At 66.7% G+C, this 20,680-nt stretch carries 16 protein-coding genes; 5 read left to right on the top strand and 11 right to left on the bottom strand.

From position 1 onward, the window contains the following. The first annotated feature begins 162 nt into the window (after positions 1 to 162). The 5 genes from N0B28_RS18330 to N0B28_RS18310 all read left to right on the top strand — a co-directional run bounded on the left by N0B28_RS18330 (position 163) and on the right by N0B28_RS18310 (position 5,370). Positions 163 to 1,170, top strand: a complete 1,008-nt coding sequence (locus N0B28_RS18330) for a YCF48-related protein (RefSeq protein ID WP_275727960.1) — start codon at positions 163 to 165, stop codon at positions 1,168 to 1,170. Further along, on the top strand, positions 1,167 to 3,563 hold the full coding sequence (locus N0B28_RS18325; RefSeq protein ID WP_043864634.1) for an RND family transporter: 2,397 nt from the start codon (positions 1,167 to 1,169) through the stop codon (positions 3,561 to 3,563). Before N0B28_RS18330 ends, N0B28_RS18325 begins: the two co-directional genes overlap by 4 nt. A gap of 131 nt (positions 3,564 to 3,694) precedes the next feature. Continuing rightward, positions 3,695 to 3,985: a DUF5629 family protein gene (locus N0B28_RS18320; protein ID WP_058541348.1), complete on the top strand. Its 291-nt coding sequence runs from the start codon at positions 3,695 to 3,697 to the stop codon at positions 3,983 to 3,985. After that, positions 3,951 to 5,069 carry a lactonase family protein gene (locus tag N0B28_RS18315; protein WP_275727957.1) on the top strand — a complete coding sequence of 373 codons (1,119 nt, stop codon included), beginning with the start codon at positions 3,951 to 3,953 and terminating at the stop codon, positions 5,067 to 5,069. Before N0B28_RS18320 ends, N0B28_RS18315 begins: the two co-directional genes overlap by 35 nt. Positions 5,070 to 5,190: 121 nt before the next feature. Further along, entirely contained in the window at positions 5,191 to 5,370 is a 180-nt protein-coding gene (locus N0B28_RS18310; protein ID WP_043864631.1) for a hypothetical protein, read from the top strand. A 48-nt stretch (positions 5,371 to 5,418) separates the two neighbouring features. On the opposite strand, the gene N0B28_RS18305 is transcribed toward N0B28_RS18310, so the two are convergent. The 11 genes from N0B28_RS18305 to lhgO all read right to left on the bottom strand — a co-directional run bounded on the left by N0B28_RS18305 (position 5,419) and on the right by lhgO (position 20,601). Beyond that, entirely contained in the window at positions 5,419 to 6,012 is a 594-nt protein-coding gene (locus N0B28_RS18305; RefSeq protein WP_043864630.1) for a glutathione S-transferase, read from the bottom strand. Then, entirely contained in the window at positions 6,009 to 9,656 is a 3,648-nt protein-coding gene (locus N0B28_RS18300; protein ID WP_275727954.1) for an AAA family ATPase, read from the bottom strand. Before N0B28_RS18300 ends, N0B28_RS18305 begins: the two co-directional genes overlap by 4 nt. Continuing rightward, on the bottom strand, positions 9,653 to 10,894 hold the full coding sequence (locus tag N0B28_RS18295) for an exonuclease SbcCD subunit D C-terminal domain-containing protein (RefSeq protein ID WP_054916216.1): 1,242 nt from the start codon (positions 10,892 to 10,894) through the stop codon (positions 9,653 to 9,655). The genes N0B28_RS18300 and N0B28_RS18295 overlap by 4 nt, the downstream gene beginning before the upstream one ends. Before the next feature lie 92 nt (positions 10,895 to 10,986). After that, positions 10,987 to 12,609 carry a BatD family protein gene (locus N0B28_RS18290; RefSeq protein ID WP_043864627.1) on the bottom strand — a complete coding sequence of 541 codons (1,623 nt, stop codon included), beginning with the start codon at positions 12,607 to 12,609 and terminating at the stop codon, positions 10,987 to 10,989. Next, entirely contained in the window at positions 12,606 to 14,324 is a 1,719-nt protein-coding gene (locus N0B28_RS18285) for a tetratricopeptide repeat protein (RefSeq protein WP_058541343.1), read from the bottom strand. Before N0B28_RS18285 ends, N0B28_RS18290 begins: the two co-directional genes overlap by 4 nt. Continuing rightward, positions 14,321 to 15,397: a VWA domain-containing protein gene (locus N0B28_RS18280; RefSeq protein WP_054916214.1), complete on the bottom strand. Its 1,077-nt coding sequence runs from the start codon at positions 15,395 to 15,397 to the stop codon at positions 14,321 to 14,323. The genes N0B28_RS18285 and N0B28_RS18280 overlap by 4 nt, the downstream gene beginning before the upstream one ends. Continuing rightward, positions 15,390 to 15,884: a DUF4381 domain-containing protein gene (locus tag N0B28_RS18275; RefSeq protein ID WP_275727947.1), complete on the bottom strand. Its 495-nt coding sequence runs from the start codon at positions 15,882 to 15,884 to the stop codon at positions 15,390 to 15,392. Before N0B28_RS18275 ends, N0B28_RS18280 begins: the two co-directional genes overlap by 8 nt. Beyond that, positions 15,881 to 16,825 (bottom strand): DUF58 domain-containing protein, encoded by a 945-nt coding sequence (locus N0B28_RS18270; protein ID WP_253086280.1) that lies wholly within the window; start codon positions 16,823 to 16,825, stop codon positions 15,881 to 15,883. The genes N0B28_RS18275 and N0B28_RS18270 overlap by 4 nt, the downstream gene beginning before the upstream one ends. 4 nt (positions 16,826 to 16,829) lie before the next feature. Further along, positions 16,830 to 17,789, bottom strand: coding sequence for a MoxR family ATPase (locus N0B28_RS18265; protein WP_043864622.1), 960 nt, complete (start codon positions 17,787 to 17,789; stop codon positions 16,830 to 16,832). 220 nt (positions 17,790 to 18,009) lie between these two features. Continuing rightward, positions 18,010 to 19,338, bottom strand: coding sequence for an MFS transporter (locus N0B28_RS18260; RefSeq protein ID WP_043864621.1), 1,329 nt, complete (start codon positions 19,336 to 19,338; stop codon positions 18,010 to 18,012). Between the two features lie 69 nt (positions 19,339 to 19,407). Continuing rightward, positions 19,408 to 20,601, bottom strand: coding sequence for an L-2-hydroxyglutarate oxidase (gene lhgO / locus N0B28_RS18255; protein ID WP_275727942.1), 1,194 nt, complete (start codon positions 20,599 to 20,601; stop codon positions 19,408 to 19,410). Between the last annotated feature and the right edge of the window lie 79 nt (positions 20,602 to 20,680).

The following is a 20,680-nucleotide window of genomic DNA, read 5'->3' as shown; positions in this document are numbered from 1 at the left end:
CGACATCCACGATCCAGAGGCCGCGCTTAACAAAACATAACGCGTTGTACGTTGTCATCCATTTCCAAAGCCTGCTAGCTTGAGGCCAGCATTCGCGGGGCTCTAGATTGCCGCTTCCAGCCCCGCCAGTAGCACCGAATAACAATAATGTGGGAGAGGACTATGAATGTATTCACGGCCAGCGTCTTGCTGAGCCTGGGCCTGGGGCTGTTCGCCGCAACCGCCGGGGCTGCCGATGACGGCCCGACACCGCAGACGGTGTATTCACAGACCTCGAACAAGGCCTCCCACAGCCTGCTGATCGACATCGCCAAGGCCGGGCAGCGCCTGGTGGCGGTGGGCGAACGCGGGCATATCCTCTTCTCCGACGACCAGGGCCAGAGCTGGACCCAGGCCCGCGTCCCCAGCCGCCAACTGCTCACTGCCGTGTACTTCGCCGATGCCAAGCACGGCTGGGCAGTGGGCCATGATGCGCAGATCCTCGCCAGCAGCGACGGCGGCGCCACCTGGAGCAAACAGTTCGAAGACCCATCCCGCGAATCCCCGCTGCTGGATGTCTGGTTCCAGGACACCCGGCACGGGCTGGCCGTGGGGGCCTATGGCAGCCTGTTCGAAACCACCGACGGCGGCGCGCACTGGCAGGACGTCGCAGAGCGCCTCGACAACCCCGATCAGTACCACCTCAATGGCATCGCTGCCGTGAAGGGCGCGGGCCTGTTCATCGTGGGCGAGCAGGGCAGCATGTTCCGCTCCCGCGATGCCGGGCAGACCTGGGAACACCTCGACGGCCCCTACGAGGGCTCGCTGTTCGGAGCGATCGGTACCGCCCGCGCCGATACCCTGCTGGTCTACGGCCTGCGCGGCAACCTGTACCGTTCCAGCGATTTCGGCAGCACCTGGCAGGCCATCGCGCTCCAGGGCGAGCGCGGTGCGCTCGAATTCGGCCTGGCAAGCGCTACGCTACTCGAAGACGGCAGCCTGGTGCTGGTGGGCAACGGCGGCAGCGTGTTGCGCAGCACCGATGACGGCCAGAGCTTCAGCGTGTTCAACCGGCCCGACCGTATCGCCCTTTCGGGCGTGAGCGGCCAGGCCGATGGGCAGCTGATCCTGGTCGGCCAGGGCGGGGCACGCCTGGCTACCGCCACCGGCGCCGCGAGGGCGCAACCATGAGCAGTCAGGAGTCGTTCAACATGCAGCACAACCAGGACAAGGCGAGCCTGCTCGAGCGCCTGATATTCAACAACCGCCCGGCGGTGATCGGCATCTGTGTGCTGGTGAGCCTGTTCCTGTTCTGGCAGGCCATGCTGATTCGCCCGTCCACCAGCTTCGAGAAGATGATTCCGCTGGAGCATCCGTTCATCCAGAACATGATCGAGCACCGCAACGACCTGGCCAACCTGGGCAACACCGTGCGGATCTCGGTGGAGGCCAAGGACGGTGACATCTTCAGCAAGGCGTACATGGAGACCCTGCGCCAGATCCACGACGAGGTGTTCTACATTCCTGGCGTCGATCGTTCGGCGCTCAAGTCGCTGTGGAGCCCCAGCGTGCGCTGGACCGAGGTGACCGAGGAGGGCTTCGCCGGTGGCGAGGTGATCCCGCAGACCTACGACGGTTCGCCCGACAGCCTGGAGCAACTGCGCAACAACGTGCTCAAGTCCGGTCAGGTCGGCCGGCTGGTGGCCAACAACTTCAAGTCGAGCATCGTCGATGTGCCGCTGCTCGAATCCTACCCCGACCCCAACGACCCGGGGCGCCAGATCAAGCTCGACTACCAGGCGTTCTCGCACCAGCTCGAAGACCTGATCCGCAACAAGTTCGAGGCGCAGAACCCCAACGTCAAGATCCACATCGTGGGGTTTGCCAAGAAGGTCGGCGACCTGATCGACGGCCTGATGATGGTGGTGATGTTCTTCGGCATCGCCCTGGTGATCACCTGGGTGCTGCTGTACTGGTTCACCTGGTGCATCCGCAGCACCATTGCCGTGCTCATCACCACCCTGGTGGCGGTGGTGTGGCAACTGGGGCTGATGCACGCGGTGGGCTTCGGGCTCGACCCGTATTCGATGCTGGTGCCGTTCCTGATCTTCGCCATCGGCATCTCCCACGGGGTGCAGAAGATCAACGGCATCGCCTTGCAGTCCAGCGAGGCCGAGAACGCGCTGACTGCGGCGCGGCGTACCTTCCGCCAGCTGTTCCTGCCGGGCATGATCGCCATCCTGGCCGATGCGGTGGGCTTCATCACCTTGCTGATCATCGACATCGGGGTCATCCGTGAACTGGCCATTGGTGCCTCGATCGGCGTGGCGGTGATCGTGTTCACCAACCTGATCCTGCTGCCGGTGGCGATCTCCTATGTGGGCATCAGCAAGAAAGCCATCGAACGCAGCAAGAAGGATGCGACCCGCGAGCATCCGTTCTGGCGCCTGCTGTCCAGCTTCGCCAGCCCCAAGGTGGCGCCGGTGTCGGTGCTGCTGGCGCTGGCGATGTTCGGTGGCGGCCTGTGGTACAGCCAGAACCTGAAGATCGGCGACCTCGACCAGGGTGCGCCGGAGCTGCGTCCGGATTCGCGCTACAACAAGGACAACGCCTTCATCATCGACAACTACTCCACCAGCTCCGACGTGCTGGTGGTGATGGTCAAGACCCCGACCGAAGGCTGCTCGGTGTACAAGACCATGGCGCCGGTCGACGAGCTGATGTGGAAGATGGAGAACACCCCCGGGGTGCAGTCGGCGATCTCGCTGGTGACCGTGTCCAAGCAGATGATCAAGGGCATGAACGAGGGCAACCTGAAATGGGAAAGCCTGTCGCGCAACCCGGACATCCTCAACACCTCGGTGTCGCGTGCCGAGGGCCTGTACAACGCCGACTGTTCGCTGGCGCCGGTGCTGGTGTTCCTCAACGACCACAAGGCCGAGACCCTCGACCGCGTGGTGGATGCGGTCAAGGCGTTCGCTGCCGAGCATGACCAGGAGGGCCTGGAGTTCCTGCTGGCGGCGGGCAACGCAGGGATCGAGGCGGCCACCAACGAGGTGATCCGGTCGGCCGAGCTGACCATCCTGATCCTGGTGTACCTGTGCGTGGCGGTGATGTGCATGATCACCTTCCGCTCGTTTGCTGCCACCCTGTGCATCGTGCTGCCGCTGGTGCTGACCTCGGTGCTGGGCAACGCGCTGATGGCGTTCATGGGCATCGGCGTCAAGGTCGCGACATTGCCGGTGGTGGCGCTGGGCGTGGGCATCGGCGTGGACTACGGGATCTACATCTACAGCCGCCTGGAGAGCTTCCTGCGCGCCGGCCTGCCGTTGCAGGAGGCCTACTACCAGACGCTGCGCTCCACCGGCAAGGCGGTGCTGTTCACCGGGTTGTGCCTGGCGATCGGGGTGTGCACCTGGATCTTCTCGGCCATCAAGTTCCAGGCCGACATGGGCCTGATGCTGACCTTCATGCTGCTGTGGAACATGTTCGGCGCGCTGTGGCTGTTGCCGGCGCTGGCACGCTTCCTGATCAAGCCGGAGAAGATGGCGGGTACCCAGAGCAAGTCGATTTTCGCGCACTGACACACTGCGTCGTTTTCATCGCGGGTCAAGCCCGCTCCCACAATGACTACCGCGGTCCTTGTAGGAGCGGGCTTGACCCGCGATGCTTTTAAGGTTGGGGTATCATGCGTGTTTAATCAGGGATACCCCCCATGACCACCCTTGCCCAAGCCCTTGAATCCTGCGACATGCTGTTGATCGATGGCCTGCACGCATTCGACTTCACCTTCGACGATACGGGCCTGCGCATCGAATTGATGGACGGCCGTGCGTTGAAGAAATGGCAGTTCAGCCCCGAGCAGATCGGCAACGCGACGCTTGCCGGCGAGCACTGGCAGCTCAGCGACGACACGGGCGAGCATCAACTAGTCTGCATGAGTGCCTTGCGCGCTTCTGAAGAGGACGACGATGAAACGCCAGCTGATGTCCCTGCTGACCGCTAGTGCCATGGCGCTGACGCTCAACGCCCACGGCCATGAACTGCTGGTGGGCACCCATGACGGGATCTACCGCTACCGCTTCGACAGCCAGCGCGGCCAGCTCGACCCCACGCCCCTGCAAGTGCTCAGAAGCAGCAACCCGTCCTGGCTGACGCTGTCGCCGGACCGGCGCAACGTGTTCGCGGTGAACGAGAACGGTGACGGCCAGGGCCAGGTCAGCAGCTTTGCCCGGGCGCATGACAGCGGTGAACTGAGCCTGTCGAGCCAGGTGTCCAGCGACGGTGACGAACCGACCCACTCGAGCCTGAGCCTGGATGGGCGTTATCTGTTCGTGGCCAACTACGGCGTCAAGCCTGAGCCGGGCGGCAGCCTCAGCGTGTTGCCGGTCGCTGCCGATGGCCGTTTGTCGGCGTCGGTGCAGCAGGTGCGCCATGTGGCCAGCGGGGTGAACCCCGAACGCCAGGCCGGGCCGCATGTGCATTCGGTGGTGCCGTCCCCGGACGGGCGATACCTGTTTGCCTGCGACCTTGGCGCCGACCAGGTGATCGGCTACCGCTACCAGCCCCAGACCCCGACCCGGCCACTGGGCGCGGCAACCCCGGTCGTCCTGCCGCCGGGCAGCGGGCCGCGTCACCTGGCGTTCGGTCCAAACGGCAAGCATGCCTACCTGACCCTAGAAATGAGTGCACAGCTGGTGGTGTTCGACTACCACGACGGCACCCTGAGCCAGCGCCAGATCCTGCCGTTGACCGAACAGGCCGATGCCGCGGCCAAGGCGGCCAGCGCGGTGCATGTGTCCGCCGACGGGCGCTTCGTGTACGTGAGCAACCGCGGCACCCGCAACGAACTGATCGTGTTCGCCATCGACCGTCAGGATGGCAGCCTGCGCCAGGTGCAGCGCCGTTCGGTGGAGGGTGATCACCCGCGCGAGTTCACCCTGGACCCGACCGGGGGCTACGTGCTGGTCGGCAACCAGCAGAGCAACCAGATCGTGGTGATCCGGCGCGATGCGCAGACCGGCCTGCTGGGCGAGGTGGTGCAGACGCTGGCACTGCAATCGCCTTCGGACCTCAAGTTCGTCGACTGAACTATCAATCGCCTTGATATTCGCTACTGGCGCAATGAATTTTTCAGTGCGCCGGCAGCGGCGTAGGTTTGAACCACGGCCCAACCGGCCACTTCAACCTGACGCTTTCGAGGGCATTGCCATGAACTTCAATCTTTTTTCGGTTATCGCGGCTTCGGCCATTTCTGCCTCTGTGGTGCTGCCTGCCGGCGCCCAGGTCGAGATCCGCGAGAAAAAATCCTCCACCCCGAGCTACACCCAGAAGTACCTGCAGCAAAGCGCGAATTTCTATGCGGCGCTGGATCACAAGGTCCAGCACTGATCGTTTCCGGTGCTGACCTTGTAGCGTCAGTACCGGCCCCTTCGCTGGTCAGCGTGCCATGATCGCCTTGAACAGCGCCGACTCCAGCCACCCCTGCAACCACACGCGCAAGCGCGGGTAGGGCGCTGTGGCAAACCAGTCAGGCTCGACCCCGGCAAACTGGCGAACGAATGGCATCAGCGCCACGTCCGCGATGCTCGGGTGCGCCGCCACCAGGTAGGCCTGCCGCTCGAGGCGCTGTTCCAGGTCCAGCAGTACCGCCTCGGCCAGCGCACGATACGTCTCGCGCGACTGCTCCGGGTAACGCTCGGCATACTTGTAGTGATTGAGCTGCTGCTTGAACAGCGTGTCATTGCGCTCGATCAGTTGCGTGGCCTGCTGCGCTGCGTTTGGGTCGTCCCGCAGCGCCCAGTTTTGCGGATCATGCCGGGCCAGCGCCCAGTGCATGATCTGCAGGCTTTCCTCCAGTACCTCACCGTCCACGCTCAACACCGGCACCGTGCCCTTGGGCGACAGCGCCAGCATGTCGGCCGGCTTGGCCTTCAGGCTCACTTCGCAGATCTGCACCGGGCAACCGGCGTAGCGCAAGGCCATGCGCGCACGCATCGCGTAGGGGCAGCGGCGGAACGAATACAGGATCATCCGCTGACCTCCACCGTGCTCAACCCATTGCCCTGGCGCCGCACCTGGATCTGCACCGGGATCCGCTCATGCATTTCCTGCACGTGGGAGATCACCGCCACCTTGCGGCCCTGGGCCTGCAGGCCGTCCAGCGCGTCCATGGCCAGTTGCAGCGACTCCGGGTCGAGGCTGCCGAAGCCTTCGTCGATGAACAGCGACTCGATGCGCAAGGTGCTCGAGGCCATCGAGGCCAGGCCCAGCGCCAGTGCCAGCGACACCAGGAAGGTCTCGCCGCCGGACAGCGAGTGCACCGAACGCAGTTCGTCGCCCATCTCGGTATCCAGTACCAGCAGCCCCAGCGCGCTGCCGCCACGCTTGAGCCGGTAGCGCCGCGCCAGCTGGCGCAACTGGGCATTGGCGTGGTGCACCAACAGATCGAGGTTGTAGCCCTGGGCGATCTTGCGGAACACGTCGCCGGTGGCCGAGCCGATCAGCGCGTTCAGGCGTGCCCAGCGTTGCCACTGGGCATAGGCCTGGGCGATGCGCTCGGCCAGGGCCTGGTTGGCCAGTTGCCGGCGCTGGTCGTCGGCCTGCTCGGCGCGCAGTTCGGCGCACTGCTGTTCGCTGATCACCAGGTGTTGCTGCAGCTCGCTCAGCGCCTGCTCCAGCTGCTCGGCGGGTACCTCGCCGCTGGCCTGGGCCTGATGCTGCTGCAGGCGCTGTTCGCGCTCTGCGACCAGCACGCCGGCCTGCTCGATGGCCTTTTCTGCCTGTTGCAGGCGCTGACGCAGTTGACTGACCTGCTCGTCATCCACCGCCAGCAGCTGGTCCAGCCCGGCATCGTCGAGTTCCGGGTGACCCTGGCGCCATTGCCCGATGGCGTGGTCGAGCTGCTGGCTTTCCTGCTCCAGGGCGCCCAAACGCTGTTCGTCTGCCTTGAGTTCGGCAGCCCGCTCGATGGCCTGGGCCTGGGCCTGCTGCAACTGCTGGCCGGTCGTTGCCTGCGCGCTGCGCGCTGCCTCGACCTGCTGCTCCAGGTGCTGCTGCCAGTGCTCGGCACCGGCATGCTCGCCAATCAGCGCGGTCAGGGCGTCGCGGGCCTGTTGCTGCTGGGTGCGCAGTGCATCGACCTGTTGCTGCACGGCCTGATGGCTGAGTTCGAGCGCCTGTTGCTGCACCTGGGTCTTTTCAAGCTGCTGCTGACGCTCGGCGTGCTCCTGCTGCTCGTCCTTTTGCCGGTCCAGCAGCTCCAGGCGCTGGGCCAGTTGCTGGTCCAGTTGCAGGAAGGTCGCGGCGGGCTCCCGGCGCAAGGCGTCGAGAATGTCGCCTGGCAGCAGCGTGGCGAAGCCGGCCAGCGCCTGCTCCAGGTGTTCGTCGTCGGCCTGCAGCGCATGCTGTTGCTGGCTCAGGTGCTGCGCGGCCTGCTGGTTCGCCTCGATGCTCGCCTGCACCTGCTGCTGCACACGGGCGGCGTCTTTCTGCAGGGTCAGCAGGGTAGCGAGGCGTTGCTCGTCGCGGGCGATGTCGTCGTTCAGGCGGCGTAGCTGATGCTCCAGCCAGGCCGAGCGCTCGCCCACATCCTGTGCCGAGAGTTGCGCATACAGCGCGTGCGCCTCCAGGCCAGGAGCCAGTGCCTGCTGCTGGGTGGCCAGTTGTTCCTGCTGGTGCAGGTACTCCTTGATCTGGCCATTCACGCCGCCCAGGGTGCTGCGCAGTTCGTCGAGCTTGAGCTTGAGCGCCTCCACCGCCTGCAGGGCGCCGGCCTCTTCAGTCTGGTCGTGCCGGCCGAGGCTCTGCAGCAGGGCTTCGGGCTGGTGATAGGGGTGCTCCTGGCTGCCACACACCGGGCAGGGCTGGTCGTCCTGCAACTGCGCGCGCAGTTCCTCGACGCTGGCGCTGCGGGCCAGGCGCTGACGTTCGAGCACCTGGCGGGTGACCTGCAGGGCCTGTTCGGCGGCGGTCAGCTCGGTCTTGCCCTGCAGGCCTTCGGCGATCAGGCCTTCACGCTGTTGCTGGGCCGCCTGCTGGCGCTCGCGCAGGGCCTGGGCGCGCTGCGTCAGCTCCTGCTGGCTGGCCCACAGGCGGGACAGCTCTTCGACGGCGCGCTGCTGCTTGCGGTTGTCCTGCAGCAGGGTGCCGAGCAGGTCGATCTGTTCGGCCAGCGCCTCGGGCTCGGCGCCGGCCTCGTGGTAGAGCAGGGCCAGGCTTTCACGGTGTGCCTGCAACTGGCGTGCGCACTCTTCGGCGCGCTGCTGCAGGCCGGGCAGTTCCTCGCGGCCCTGGCTGAGGCGGTTGCCGACCAGCATCAGTTGCTGCAACTGGGCACGGTAGGCGTTCCAGGCATCACCGATGCTGGCCAGGTGAGCGCTCTGGCTCAACTGCTCGTCGACCTGGGCCAGGCGCTGGTGGGTGAGTTGCTGGCGCTCGATCAGCGCCTGGATCTGCTGCTGGCCTTGGCGACTGGCTTGCTCGGCCTGCTGACATTGAACGTTGCGCTGGTCAAGCTCCTGCTCCAGGCGCGCCAGCGTCTGCTGCTCGGCGAAGGCCTGGCGCAGCAGCGGCGCGCACTCGGTCTGCCGGGCCAGGGCCGTGGCCAGGTGCTCACCGGCGGCTTGCTGCGCCTGTTCAAGCTGCTGCAGGCGTTGCTGCAACGCGGCCTGCTGCTGGCGTTGCTGCTGGATGCTCGCTGCCAGTGGGCTGAGCTGGCTGGCCAGTTCCCGCTGGCGGGCGAACTGATGGCGCTGCGGGGCGAGTTGTTCGAGGCGGCTCAGGTTCAGGCGTTCGCCCTGCAACTGCGCCCACTGCTGCTGGGCGCTGTGCAACTGCTCGCTGGCGGCGGCCTGCTGGTCCTGCAGCTGCTTGAGTTCGGCGAACCAGCTGCGCTGCTGTTCGAGCAGGCGCAGGCGGGCCTGTTCGGCCTTGAGCTGGCGCTGCGCCTCGGCGAGGCGCTGGTCGAGCTCGGCGCGTGCCTCGTCGGCCATCGGCATCACGCCCTGGGCCTGGTCGGTAAGCGCCTTGTGCGCCTCTTCGGCCTCCTTGCTCTTGCTGTAGGCGCGCCGGCCCAGCTGGCTGTAGATGGCGGTGTTGGTGAGCTTTTCGAGCAGTTCGCTGCGTTCCTTGTCGTCGGCCTTGAGGAACGCGCTGAATTCGCTCTGCGCCAGCATCACGGCGCGGGTGAACTGTTCGAAGTTCAGGCCCAGGCGGGCCTCGATCATCTGCTCGTATTCGCGCTTGCTCTGGTTGCTCAGCAACTGGTTGCTGTCCAGGTCGTGCAGGCTCTGGCGGCTGCCCTGCAACTTGCCGGTGGGTTTGTCACGGGCGCGGTTGGCTTCCCAGCGGGCGCGGTAATGGCGCCCGTCGATGCCGACGAAGTCGACTTCGGCAAAGCCGCTGCCGGTGCCGCGGCGCAGCAGGGTGCGCGGGTCGCTGGTGAGTATTTCGCTGTCGACCTCGGGCAGCTTGGTCTCGCGGCCGATGTTGTTCAGCCGCGGCACCGCGCCGAACAGCGCCAGGCACAAGGCGTCGAGCAGGGTGCTCTTGCCGGCCCCGGTCGGCCCGGTGATGGCGAACAGGCCGGCGCTGGCCAGCGGCTCGCAGGTGAAGTCGATCTCGAACGGGCCGGCCAGGGAGGCGAGGTTCTTCAGGCGAATGGCAAGAATCTTCATGGCTGTTCCTCCTCCTGCTGCACGTCCTGCAACAGCAGGGCGAAGTCGGCCAGGGTCTGTTCGTCGACGCTGGTGCCGTAGGCCTGTTCCCAGGCACGGCTGAACAGGTCGTGGGGGCTGAGCTGGCCCAGCTCGATCAGGCGGGTGTCATCCTCGCCGTCGCTGGCGCCGGTGCCGGCGTATTCGGCGGCGATGCGTACCAGGCGCACGGCCTTGCCTTGCAGGCAGGCTTCGAGCTGCTGGCGCAGGTCGGGCTGCGGTTCGTCCAGGCGCACCCGCACCTCCAGCCAGGGCTGGCGCTGCGGGTCGTCGAGCAGGTCGACCTGGGGCAGTTGCCCGAGTTGTTCGAGAATCTCCACCAGCGGCGCCGGGCCCAGGCGTTGCAGGGGCACGGCACGCGGTATCAGGCGCGGTTCGACACTGGTCAGGGTTGCGCCGTCGAGTTCGACTTCGAGGATCTGGTGCTGATAGCCGATTTCGGAGAACGACAGCGGAATCGGCGAGCCGCTGTAGCGGATGCGGTCTTCGCGGTTGACCTTCTGCGGCTTGTGCAGGTGGCCCAGGGCGACGTAGCTGATCTGGCTGCCGAACAGGCTGGCGGGCAGGGCCTCGGCATTGCCGATGATCAGGCTGCGCTCGGAGTCTTCCGATACCGAGCCGCCGGCCATGTGTGCGTGGCTCACGGCGATCAGCGCCTGGCCAGGCTTGCGTTGCTTGAGGGCGGCCTCGATCAGCCATTCGTGCACCTGGCCGATGCCGCGCAGGTAGTCGTCACCCAGGTGCGCGCCGGTGACTTCGGCCGGGCGCAGGAAGGGCAGGGCCAGGCACCAGGCGGTCACCTTGCCCTTGGCGTTGGTCAGCGGCACCAGCAGGCGCTCGCTGTCGAGCTGGCCGTCGTCGAGCCAGTGCACGCGACCCAGGGCATAGGTCCTGAGACGGCGCATCAGCGGTGCGGGCAATTCGATGCGCGAGCCGGAGTCGTGGTTGCCGGCGATCATCACGACGTTCAGCCTGGGCTGCTGTTCGTGGGCCTGGACGATGAAGTCGTAGAGGCGCTCCTGGGCTTTGACCGGCGGATTGACGGTGTCGAAGATGTCGCCGGCGATCAGCAGCGCGTCAGGCTGGCGCAGCTTGAGCTGGCCGAGCAGCCAGTCGAGAAAGCAGGCATGTTCGAAGTCGCGCTCCTGGCCATGCAGGGTTTGCCCCAGGTGCCAGTCGGAGGTGTGAAACAGACGCATTGGAAGTCCCGTGAAGGTCGAGCCGGTAGCCGGCTATGGTAACGCGGGTGGCAGGTTTTGGGGGCTGCGATAGCCCCTGCGCAGGCGCCGCGTTATTTGGGATAGAGCGGCGGCAGGCTGCCGTTCTCGGCGGCGCTCGGCTGCGCCTGCTCGGCTGCGGGAATGGTGCCGATCGCCCGCCACAGTTCATCGCCCTGCCAGTATTGCCCGCTCTCGCTGTACAGCGCGCCGTTGAGCCCGTCCAGCGCATCCGACAGCGGCACGAAGCGCGCCGCCATCTCGGCCAGGGTCTCGGGCTGCTGGCGGGCCCAGGCATCCAGCGCCTGGCGGGTGGCCTGCGGGTCGTTGGCCTGACAGGCACGCTTGAGGTCGTCGAGCAGGGTGCGCGGGCTCGGCCCGCTCTGCGCCGCACGCAATACCGCCGGCTGCGAGCGTGCGCGCCACCACAGGGCGAAGCCGAGCAGGGTGGTCAGGGCCAGCAGCAGCGTGCTCAGTTGCCACGGCCATAGCGGCCGGTTCTCGAGGTTGACGACGCTGGCCGGGGTGTCTGCCGTGAGGGCAGGGTTGTCTTCGATCTTCAACCCGCGCGCCGGCAGGCTGGTGCGCTCCACGTGCTGTTCGCGGGTGTTCCACCACACCACCTCGAGGCTCGGCAGTTCCAGTGCGCCACTGTGGGTCGGCACTAGCGCCTCGCGTTCCTCGCGCAGGCCTACCAGCCCGCGTTCGCTGACCTCTTCACGCAGTTGCGGCTGATCCGGGTATCGTCGCAGGCCGTTGACTTCGGTGGCGGGCAGCGGTGGCAGTTGCGCACTGGACAGCCCGTCGGCGCTGAGGATCACGCTGCGCGTCAGCGAGTCGCCGATCTGGGTCGGGGTCTGCGCAGGGTCCGGGCTCCAGCGTTCCTCAAGGCTCAGGCTGCGTGCCGGCAGCCACGGCTGGTCGGCGGGGTACTCGGCCGGTATCGGCAGCACCTGCAAGGGCAGCGGCGTGGAACTGACCCGTACTTGCTTGCCACGTGCCGCGCCGCTGTCGCCCTGGGCCGGCTCGTCGGCGCTGGTGGCGCTGAAGGTCAGGGCGGGTATGCTCAGTGCGCCGCTTTGCTGGGGGAAGATCGCGTAGCGCATCTCGATCACGCCAAAGCGCACGCCGTTGATCAGTTTTTCATAGGTGCGCGACTCGCCCAGCGGTTCGACCCGGGCATTGGCGATCACCAGCGGGCTGAGGCTGCTGTCATCGTAAAGCGACACCGAGTGGTAGATGCGCAGGGTCAGTACGGCCTGGGCCTGCACGTACACGCTGTCTGCGTCCAGGCTGGCATCGATGCTCACCGGCGCCTGGCTGATGTCGCTGGCCGCCTCGGCCGGCAGTACCTGCAACGTCACCGGCTGGCTCTGCGCCTCGCCCAGGTGCAGCACCGGCACCTGGACCGTGCCGCTCTGGCGCGGGCGCAGGGTGATGATCCAGCGGGTATTGGCCTGGGTCTGGCCGTCGAGGCTCTTGAGGCTGTTGACCTGGCGCGTGTCGCGCACTTCGAAGTCGGCCTGCAGCGGGGTCAGGTCGGGCTTGCCGAACTGGGTCACGTCTTCGATTTCCAGGGTCAGCTCCAGGGTTTCGCCCGCGATCAGGCGGCTGCGGTCGACGCTGGCGAGCAGCGTCGCCGCCTGCACCTGCAGGGCGAACAAGAAGCTGAAAACCAGGGCGCAGACGCGGATCATTTGGGGCTTTCCTGATGCAGTTGCTGTTCGTACCAGAACTTGCGGCGCAACAGCTCGGACGGGTTGTCCGGGATCTGGCGCAGCCATTGTTCCAGGGCCTGGCGCTGCTCGGCATCCAGGGTGCTGTCGACGGGGCGCTGCGGTGGCCGGGTGGTGTCTTCGTCCGGCGGCTCGCTGGCGTTGTGCGCGTGCTCTGGCGCGGTGGCGGTGTCTTCGCCGGCGCCGGCCTTGGCATCGCCCTGGCTGCTGTCGCTGCTGTTCGATTGCTGGCCGTTGCTGGCCGAATCGGTCGGCAGGTCGGGCCGGCCCTGAGGCGGGTCTTCGGTGGCCGGCGGTTGCTGGGGCTGTTCGGGCTGGCGGCGCAGCAGTTGCTCGACCAGGTCCTTGTTGGCCTGGGCCGCTTCCAGCTCGGGCTCCAGCTCCAGGGCCTGCTCCCAGGCATCCACGGCCGCCTCCAGTTCGCCGCTGCGGGCCAGGGCATTGCCGCGATTGTAATGGGCGCTGGCGCTGCTGGCCCGTGCGAATTCACGGGCGGCGCCAGCATAGTCGCCAGCCTGGTACAGCGCCATGCCTTTCCATTGCGGGTCTTCGAAGTGGCGGGCGGCCTCGGCCGGACGCTGCTGTTCGAGCAGGCGCTGGCCCTGCTGGTCGGGACGCAGCCACAGGTCGTTGAAGGTGAAGGCGTAGCTCGGTTGCGGCAGCAGGCCGAGCAGCAGCGGCAGGCAGAACAGCCAGCCACGCCGGCCAGCGCACGCGGCCAGCAGCAGTAGCGGGATCAGCAGCCAGTAGCCCTGGTCGGCCCAGCTGTCCAGTTGCAGGGTCTGGCCGTCGGCGCGCAGCGCCTGGGGATTGTCGAACAGGCCCAGGCCGCGCAGGTCGAGGTCGTCGATGCGCGCCTTGCGGTAACGCCCGCCGGTACTGTTGATGAAGGCCTTGAGCTCGGCGCTGTCCAGGCGCGGAACCAGGATTGCCCCGTCCGCGTCCTTGAGGTATTCGCCGTTGGTCTGCCTGACCGGCGCGCCTTCGGGGGTGCCCACGCCCAGCATCAGCAGCTTGGGACCATGACGCCCCAGTGCTTGGGTGATGCCCTGACGTTCCTGCGGGCTGAGCGAGGAGCCGATCAGCAGCAGGCGCCCCTGGCCCAGCGCGCCCTGGGCCAGCAGTGCCAGCGCCTTGCGTACCGCCAGGTCGGCGCGCTGACCAGGTTGCGGCATGATGGCGGGGTCCAGGGCGTCGAGCAGGTTGCGGCTGGTGGCCAGGTCGTCGGACAGCGGCACCAGGGTGTGTGCGCTGCCGGCATACACGATGATCGCGGTCTGGCTATCGCGGCGGTGTTCGAGCAGGTCGAGCAGCTTGCGTCTGGCCTGCTGCAGGCGGTTGGGCGGGGTGTCGTCGGCGAGCATCTGCGGGGTCAGTTCGAGCATGACCACCAGCGGGTCGGCGGCGCGCTGGCGGGTCTCTTCCAGGCGCTCCCAGCTGGGGCCGACCAGGGCCAGCACGGCCAGCAGCCAGGCCAGGCCCAGGGCGATCCACGGCAGCTTGCTGTCGCGGCCATTGCCGCCGCCCAGCAGCACGGCATGGAACGCCGCGGGCAGGATCATCTGCCAGCGTCCGGCGCGCTTTTGTCGGTGCCACAGCTTCCACAGCAGCCAGCCGAGCAGCGGCAGCAGCAACAGCCAGGCCGGGCGCAACCATTGGGGCCAGAGCTCGATCATCGACGCCTCCGCAGGCGCAGGCGCTTGAGGCGCTCGCGCCATTCGGGGTGCGGCTGCAGAAAGTGCGGCCGGCGCAGCAGGCGTTGCAGCAGGTTGTCGGGCCAGCGATCGCGCACCACCAGCAGTACGCTCAGGCCCAGCGCCAGGGCCAGCGGCCAGCTGTACAGGGCATGCGCGGTACGCGCCTGGGTCGGTTGCTGGGCTACCGGCTCGAGGCGGTCGAGGGTCTGGCCGATGGCGTTGAGTTCGTTGCCGTCGCGGGCGCGGAAGTAGGCGCCGTGGGTGACCTCGGCGATCTCCCTGAGCGAGGCTTCGTCCAGGTCCAGGCTCGGGTTGAGCCCGAGCATGCCGGCGGTGCCGGTTTCGTCCGGGTCGGCGCCGATGCCGATGGTGTAGATCCTGATGCTTTCCTGGGCGGCCAGGCGCGCGGCGGTCAGCGGATGGATCTGCCCGCCGTTGTTGGCGCCATCGGTCAGCAGAATCAGCACGCGGCTTTGCGCAGGGCGCATGCGCAGGCGCTTGACCGCCAGGCCGATGGCATCGCCAATGGCGGTGTTCTTGCCGGCGATACCGATCTGCGCCTCGTCGAGAAAGCTGCGCACGGTGCGTCGGTCGAACGTCAGCGGGGCCTGCAGGTAGGCCTGGCTGCCGAACAGGATGAGCCCCACGCGGTCGCCTTCACGCGCTTGCAGAAAGTCGCCCATCAGTTGCTTGACCAGGGTCAGGCGGCTGACGTCCTCGTCGTCCCAGCGCATGTCGGGGAAGTCCATCGAGCCGGATACATCCACCGCCACCAGCAGGTCGCGCCCACTGGCGGCCACCGGCAGCGGCTCGCCCAGCCATTGTGGGCGCGCGGCGGCGCACAGCAACAGCAGCCACACCAGCACGAACGGCGCCTGCTGGCGCCAGGTCGGCAGGTTGAGCCGCGCGCGACGCCCGGCCAGGCCTTCGAGTTCGTCCAGAAAGCTCACCTTGAGCACCGGTTCGCCGCTGTCGGCGGCCGGCAGCAGCAGACGGGCCAGCCACGGCAGCGGCAACAGCGCGAAGACCCACGGCCAGGCCAGTTCAAACATGTTTGCGAATCCAGGTGTCGACCGCCTGGTTGAGCCCGGCGATGGCCTTGTCGTCAAGCCGGCACTCGGGCTTGTAGGCGCCTTCCACCAGTACCATCCAGCGGGTCAGGCCGGCGGCCGGGCAGCGGTTGTCGAGAAACGCCAACCACTTGCGCCCGTTGAGGGTGTGACTGTGGCTGTCGGGGTAGTGGTTGCGGCACAGGCGTTTGAGCAGGGCGTTGATCTGCTGCAGCCAGGCACCGGCCGGTGCGCCGTCGTAGGGCTTGGGCAGCGCCGCCAGCTCTGCCAGGGCGGCGATGCGGATCGGTTCCAGCGGTTGTTCGGCGCGTGGCAGCGGAGCCTTGCGCGGGCGCCAGTGACGCAGCCGCCACAGGCCCCAGGCGAGCACGGGCAGCAATGCCAGCAGCATCCACCAGCCCGGCGCGGGCGGCCACGCGCCGATGGGGGCGGGGGCGATCAGCGGTTGCAGTGCGTCCAGTGGGTTCATCGGCTTTTACCCGAGCGTTGCGGGTCGAGGTATTCGCGCAGTTGCTCGATCATTTCGCTCTGGGTGCTCAAGGGCATCAGCACCACGCGCAGTTTCTGGGCCAGCAGTTCCCAGCGTTCGATGCGTGTCTCGCTCTGCTGGCGATAGCTCTTGCGCAGGTTGGCATCCAGGGTATCGAGCTCCAGCTGTGCGCCGCGCTGGGCAAAGCGCAACAAGCCGGCGGCGGGCAGGGCGTGGTCGAGTGGGTCGGACACCGGCAGCAGCAGCAGGTCGCAGTGTCGCGCCAGCAGGCTCATCTGTTGCTCCACCCCGGGGGTGAGCGCGCGTTCGTCGCAGATCACGATGGCCAGGCTGCCCGGGCGCAGCACTTCGCGGGCGCGGCGCAGGGCGATGTTGAGGTTGTCGCCCTGGGGCTGGGCCTCGGTGTGCAGCGACTGGTTGACCCGCGCCAGGCGGTTGAGCAGTTGCAGCAGGCTCTGCTTGCTGCGCCGTGGCTTGATTTCATAGTGCTCGTTATCGCCGAACACCAGGCCGCCGATGCGGTCGTTGTGGCCCAGCGCGGCCCAGCCGATCAGGGCGGCGGCCTGGGCGGCAAGTACCGACTTGAACATCAGCCCGGAGCCGAAGAACAGGCGTCGGCTCTGTTCGACCAAAATGAAGATAGGCCGCTCGCGCTCTTCGTGGAACAGCTTGGTGTGGGGTTCCTGGGTGCGGGCGGTGACTCGCCAGTCGATGTTGCGCACATCGTCGCCGGCCTGGTAAACGCGCACCTGGTCGAAGTCCACGCCGCGCCCGCGCAGGCGCGAGTGATGCAGGCCCACCAGCGGGCTGCGTTGCCCGGGGGCGGAGAACAGCTGCACCTCGCGCACGCGATGACGCATCTCGATCAGCTCGGAAAGGCCGATGCGGATGCCGGGCTCGGCCTGCGCTGAAAGAGGCATGGCTTCAGGCCACGGCGACGACGTCGAGGATGCGCTGGATCACCCGGTCCTGGTCGATACCGGCCGCTTCGGCCTCGAACGAAAGAATGATGCGGTGGCGCAGCACGTCGAACAGCACCGCCTGGATGTCTTCGGGGCTCACGAAGTCGCGTCCGGCCAGCCAGGCGTGGGCGCGTGCGCAGCGGTCCAGGGCAATGGAGCCGCGCGGGCTGGCGCCGTAGGCGATCCAGTCCCCGAGTTCGGCGTCGTACTTGGCACCGGTGCGGGTGGCCATCACCAGTTGCACCAGGTACTCCTCCACTGCGTCGGCCATGTACAGGCCGAGGATCTCCTTGCGTGCGGCGAAGATCGCCTGCTGGCTGACCCGGCGTTCGGGCTTGGTTTCGCCGTTGAGCGCCTCGCCGCGCGCCTGCTGCAGGATGCGCCGCTCCACGGCGGCATCGGGAAAGCCGATTTTCACGTGCATCAGGAAACGGTCGAGCTGGGCTTCGGGCAGCGGGTAGGTGCCTTCCTGCTCGATGGGGTTCTGCGTGGCCATCACCAGGAACAGGGGCGACAGCTCGTAGGTGCTGCGCCCCACGCTGACCTGGCGCTCGGCCATGGCCTCGAGCAGGGCCGACTGGACCTTGGCCGGGGCGCGGTTGATTTCGTCGGCCAGCACCAGGTTGTGGAAGATCGGACCCTGCTGGAACACGAAGCTGCCGGTTTCAGGGCGATAGATTTCGGTGCCGGTGATGTCGGCGGGCAGCAGGTCGGGGGTGAACTGGATGCGGTGGAACTGCGCCTCGACGCCTTCGGCGAGTTCCTTGATGGCCTTGGTCTTGGCCAGGCCCGGCGCACCCTCCACCAGCATATGACCATCGGCGAGCAGCACGATGAGCAGGCGCTCGACCAGTTTTTCCTGGCCAAGAATCTGGGTGGAGAGAAAGGTGCGCAGCGCGATGAGCGCTTCACGATGTTCCATCGGGACGGTTCCTGGGCGTGCGCCCGGGGGGAGGGCAACAACGCCCGGGCAGGGGCTGATACTTTAATCCATCCGGGGGTGCGGCGACTAATGGTGGGTGGGTAAATTTGAGCGCAGATCACAAATCATCGGTGCCGCCATCGCGGGTCAAGCCCGCTCCCACAAGGTCGGCGCTGTTCTTGTGGGAGCGGGCTTGACCCGCGATGATTAGCCAGGCGAGTCAGTTCTTGAAGCTGGAGTGCTTGCGCCCCTGGTCACACAGGGCGAACACCACCACGAACACTGCGGCAATCGCCAGGATCGCCACCACGCCGTCGGTCGAATGGGTCGGCGAGCTGGCCACCAGTGCCAGGCCGCCCAGTGGCGCCAGGCCACCGGCCACCGCGGTGCCGATCTCGCGCCCGGTGCCAAAGCCCGAAGAGCGCGTGGCCGTGGGGAACTGGCGGCTGAGGAACGAACCCTGCGGGGCGAACATCATCGGCGCCAGCAGGCCGGTACCAATGGCGATGGCGATGTAGATCATCAGCGGCTCGGCGGTGTTGAGCAGGGCCATGAACGGGTACGCGAACAATACCGAGAACAGACCGCCCATGATCAGCACGGCCTTGCTGCTCCATTTGTCGCACAACCAGCCGAAGCATGGCACCGCCACGATCGCCACCAGGCTGGCAATGGTCACCGACAGCGAGGTCACGTGGGCTTCGACACCCTTGAACTGGGTCAGGTAGGCCAGCGAGAAGGTCTTGAAGATGTAGCTCAGGGCGTTGTAGCCGATGGCCACGAAGAACACCACGGCCAGGCCCTTGAGGTCGTTCTTGAACAGCGCCTTGAGCGGCGACACCTTGGCTTTTTTCGGCGCCTGCTCGAGTTCGGCGAACTGCGGGGTTTCCGGAATGCTGCGGCGTACCCAGAAGCCCACGCCCACCAGCACGATGCTGCAGATGAACGGGATGCGCCAGCCGCCCGAGAGCAGGAAGTCGTTGCCGTTCATGGTCAGCAGGTACACGGTCAGCGACGACAGCAGCAGGCCCAGGTTGAGCCCCAGCGCAGGCCAGGCACCCTGACTGCCGCGCTTGCCTTCGCTGGCATGCTCGTAGCTGGTCACGGCCGCGGCGGACAGCTCGGCGCCCGCGCCCAGGCCCTGGATGATGCGCACCAGCACCAGGATGATCGGCGCCCAGATGCCAATGCTGGCGTAGCTGGGGATCAGGCCGATCAGGGTGGTGCACAGGCCCATCATGCAGAAGGTCACCACCAGTACCTGCTTGCGCCCGAAGCGGTCGCCCAGGTAGCCGAACAGCACGCCGCCGAACGGGCGGGCGATAAAGCCGATGGCAAAGGTGGAGAAGGCCAGCAGCGAGGCAACCTGAGGGTTGCTGGCGTCGAAGAAGATCTTCGAGAACACGATGGCCGCCATGGTGGCGTACAGGTAGAAGTCGTACCACTCCAGCATCGAGCCGAAGATGGTGGCCGCCGCGACCTTGCGCAGGCGCTTCCTGTTCTGTTCCGGGGTTTCGGTTGCGGTGGTGACCGCTTCATGTACCGACATCGAGAGATTCCTTGTTGGTCTTTGTAGTTATTTTCAAGCGGGCGGCGGGCGCCCGTGCAGCAATGCGGATCAGCGTGGTGTGAGCAGGCGGTCGGCGATCATTTCGCCGATCGGGATGGCCGAGGTGGCTGCCGGCGACGGTGCGTTGCACACGTGGACCATGCGCGGGGTCTCGGCGAACAGGAAGTCGTGCACCAGGGTGCCGTCACGCATCACCGCCTGGGCGCGGATGCCCGCCTCGTAGGGCAGCAGGTCGTCGACCTCGAGCGAAGGGCAGTATTTGCGGCACTGTTCCAGGTAGCCGCGCTTGAACAGCGAGTTCTTCATCTCGGTGGTGCCCGAACCGAGGTTGTTCCACAGGGTTTTCCAGAAGCCGGGGAAGCGGGCGTACTGCGCCACGTCGCGCCAGTTGATCGAGAACTTGCCGTAGTTCTCGCGGCCCAGGCCCAGCACCGCATTCGGCCCGACAGTGACGCTACCGTCGATCATGCGGGTGAGGTGCACGCCCAGAAACGGCAGCTCCGGGTCGGGGATCGGGTAGATCAGGTGATTGACGATCTGGTTCTTGGTGGCTGGCAGGCGGAAGTATTCGCCGCGAAACGGGATGATCTGGTGGTCGATCCTGACCCCGGCCAGCGCCGCCAGGCGGTCCGACTGCAGGCCGGCGCAGGCGACCAGCTGCCTGGCGCGCCATACGCGGTCTTCGCTGCTGATGGTGACGCTGTCGCCGCTTTCGGCGATCGCCGCCACGCGGGTGTCCAGGCAGATCTCGCCGCCGGCGGCCTGGATGACCTTGGCCATGGCCTGGCACACATGCTTGTAGTCGACGATGCCGGTGGCATCGAGGAACAGCCCGCCCAGGCCGACGATGTTCGGCTCACGACGGCGCAGTTCGGCGGCATCCAGGCGCTCGACCTTCAGCCCGTTCTGTTGCGAGCGCTCGTACAGCGCCTGCATGCGTTGCACCTCGAGCGGGTTGGACGCCACCAGCAGCTTGCCGCACACCTCGTACTTGATGGCGTGGGTGTCGCAGAAGTCCTTGGTGGCCTGGGCGCCGCGCTTGCACAGGTCGGCCTTGAGGCTGCCGGGTGCGTAGTAGATGCCGGCGTGGATGACCCCGCTGTTATGGCCGGTCTGGTGCCGGGCCAGTGTGGTTTCCTTCTCCAGGATGACCAGCGAGGCGCCAGGCTGGCGCTTGAGCAGCGCCATGGCGGTGGCGAGGCCGACGATGCCGCCGCCGATGATGCAGTAGTCGTAAATCATGCAGGGGTCACCTTGGTATTCTTATCTGGTTATCAGGTTGTCAGACTAAGTAGTGCGAAGAAAAGGGCGCTGACCCGCA

The sequence above is a fragment of the Pseudomonas sp. SD17-1 genome, from assembly GCF_029201585.1.
GTDB classification, from domain to species: domain Bacteria; phylum Pseudomonadota; class Gammaproteobacteria; order Pseudomonadales; family Pseudomonadaceae; genus Aquipseudomonas; species Aquipseudomonas palmensis.
This window is presented reverse-complemented; position numbering and strand designations above follow the sequence as displayed.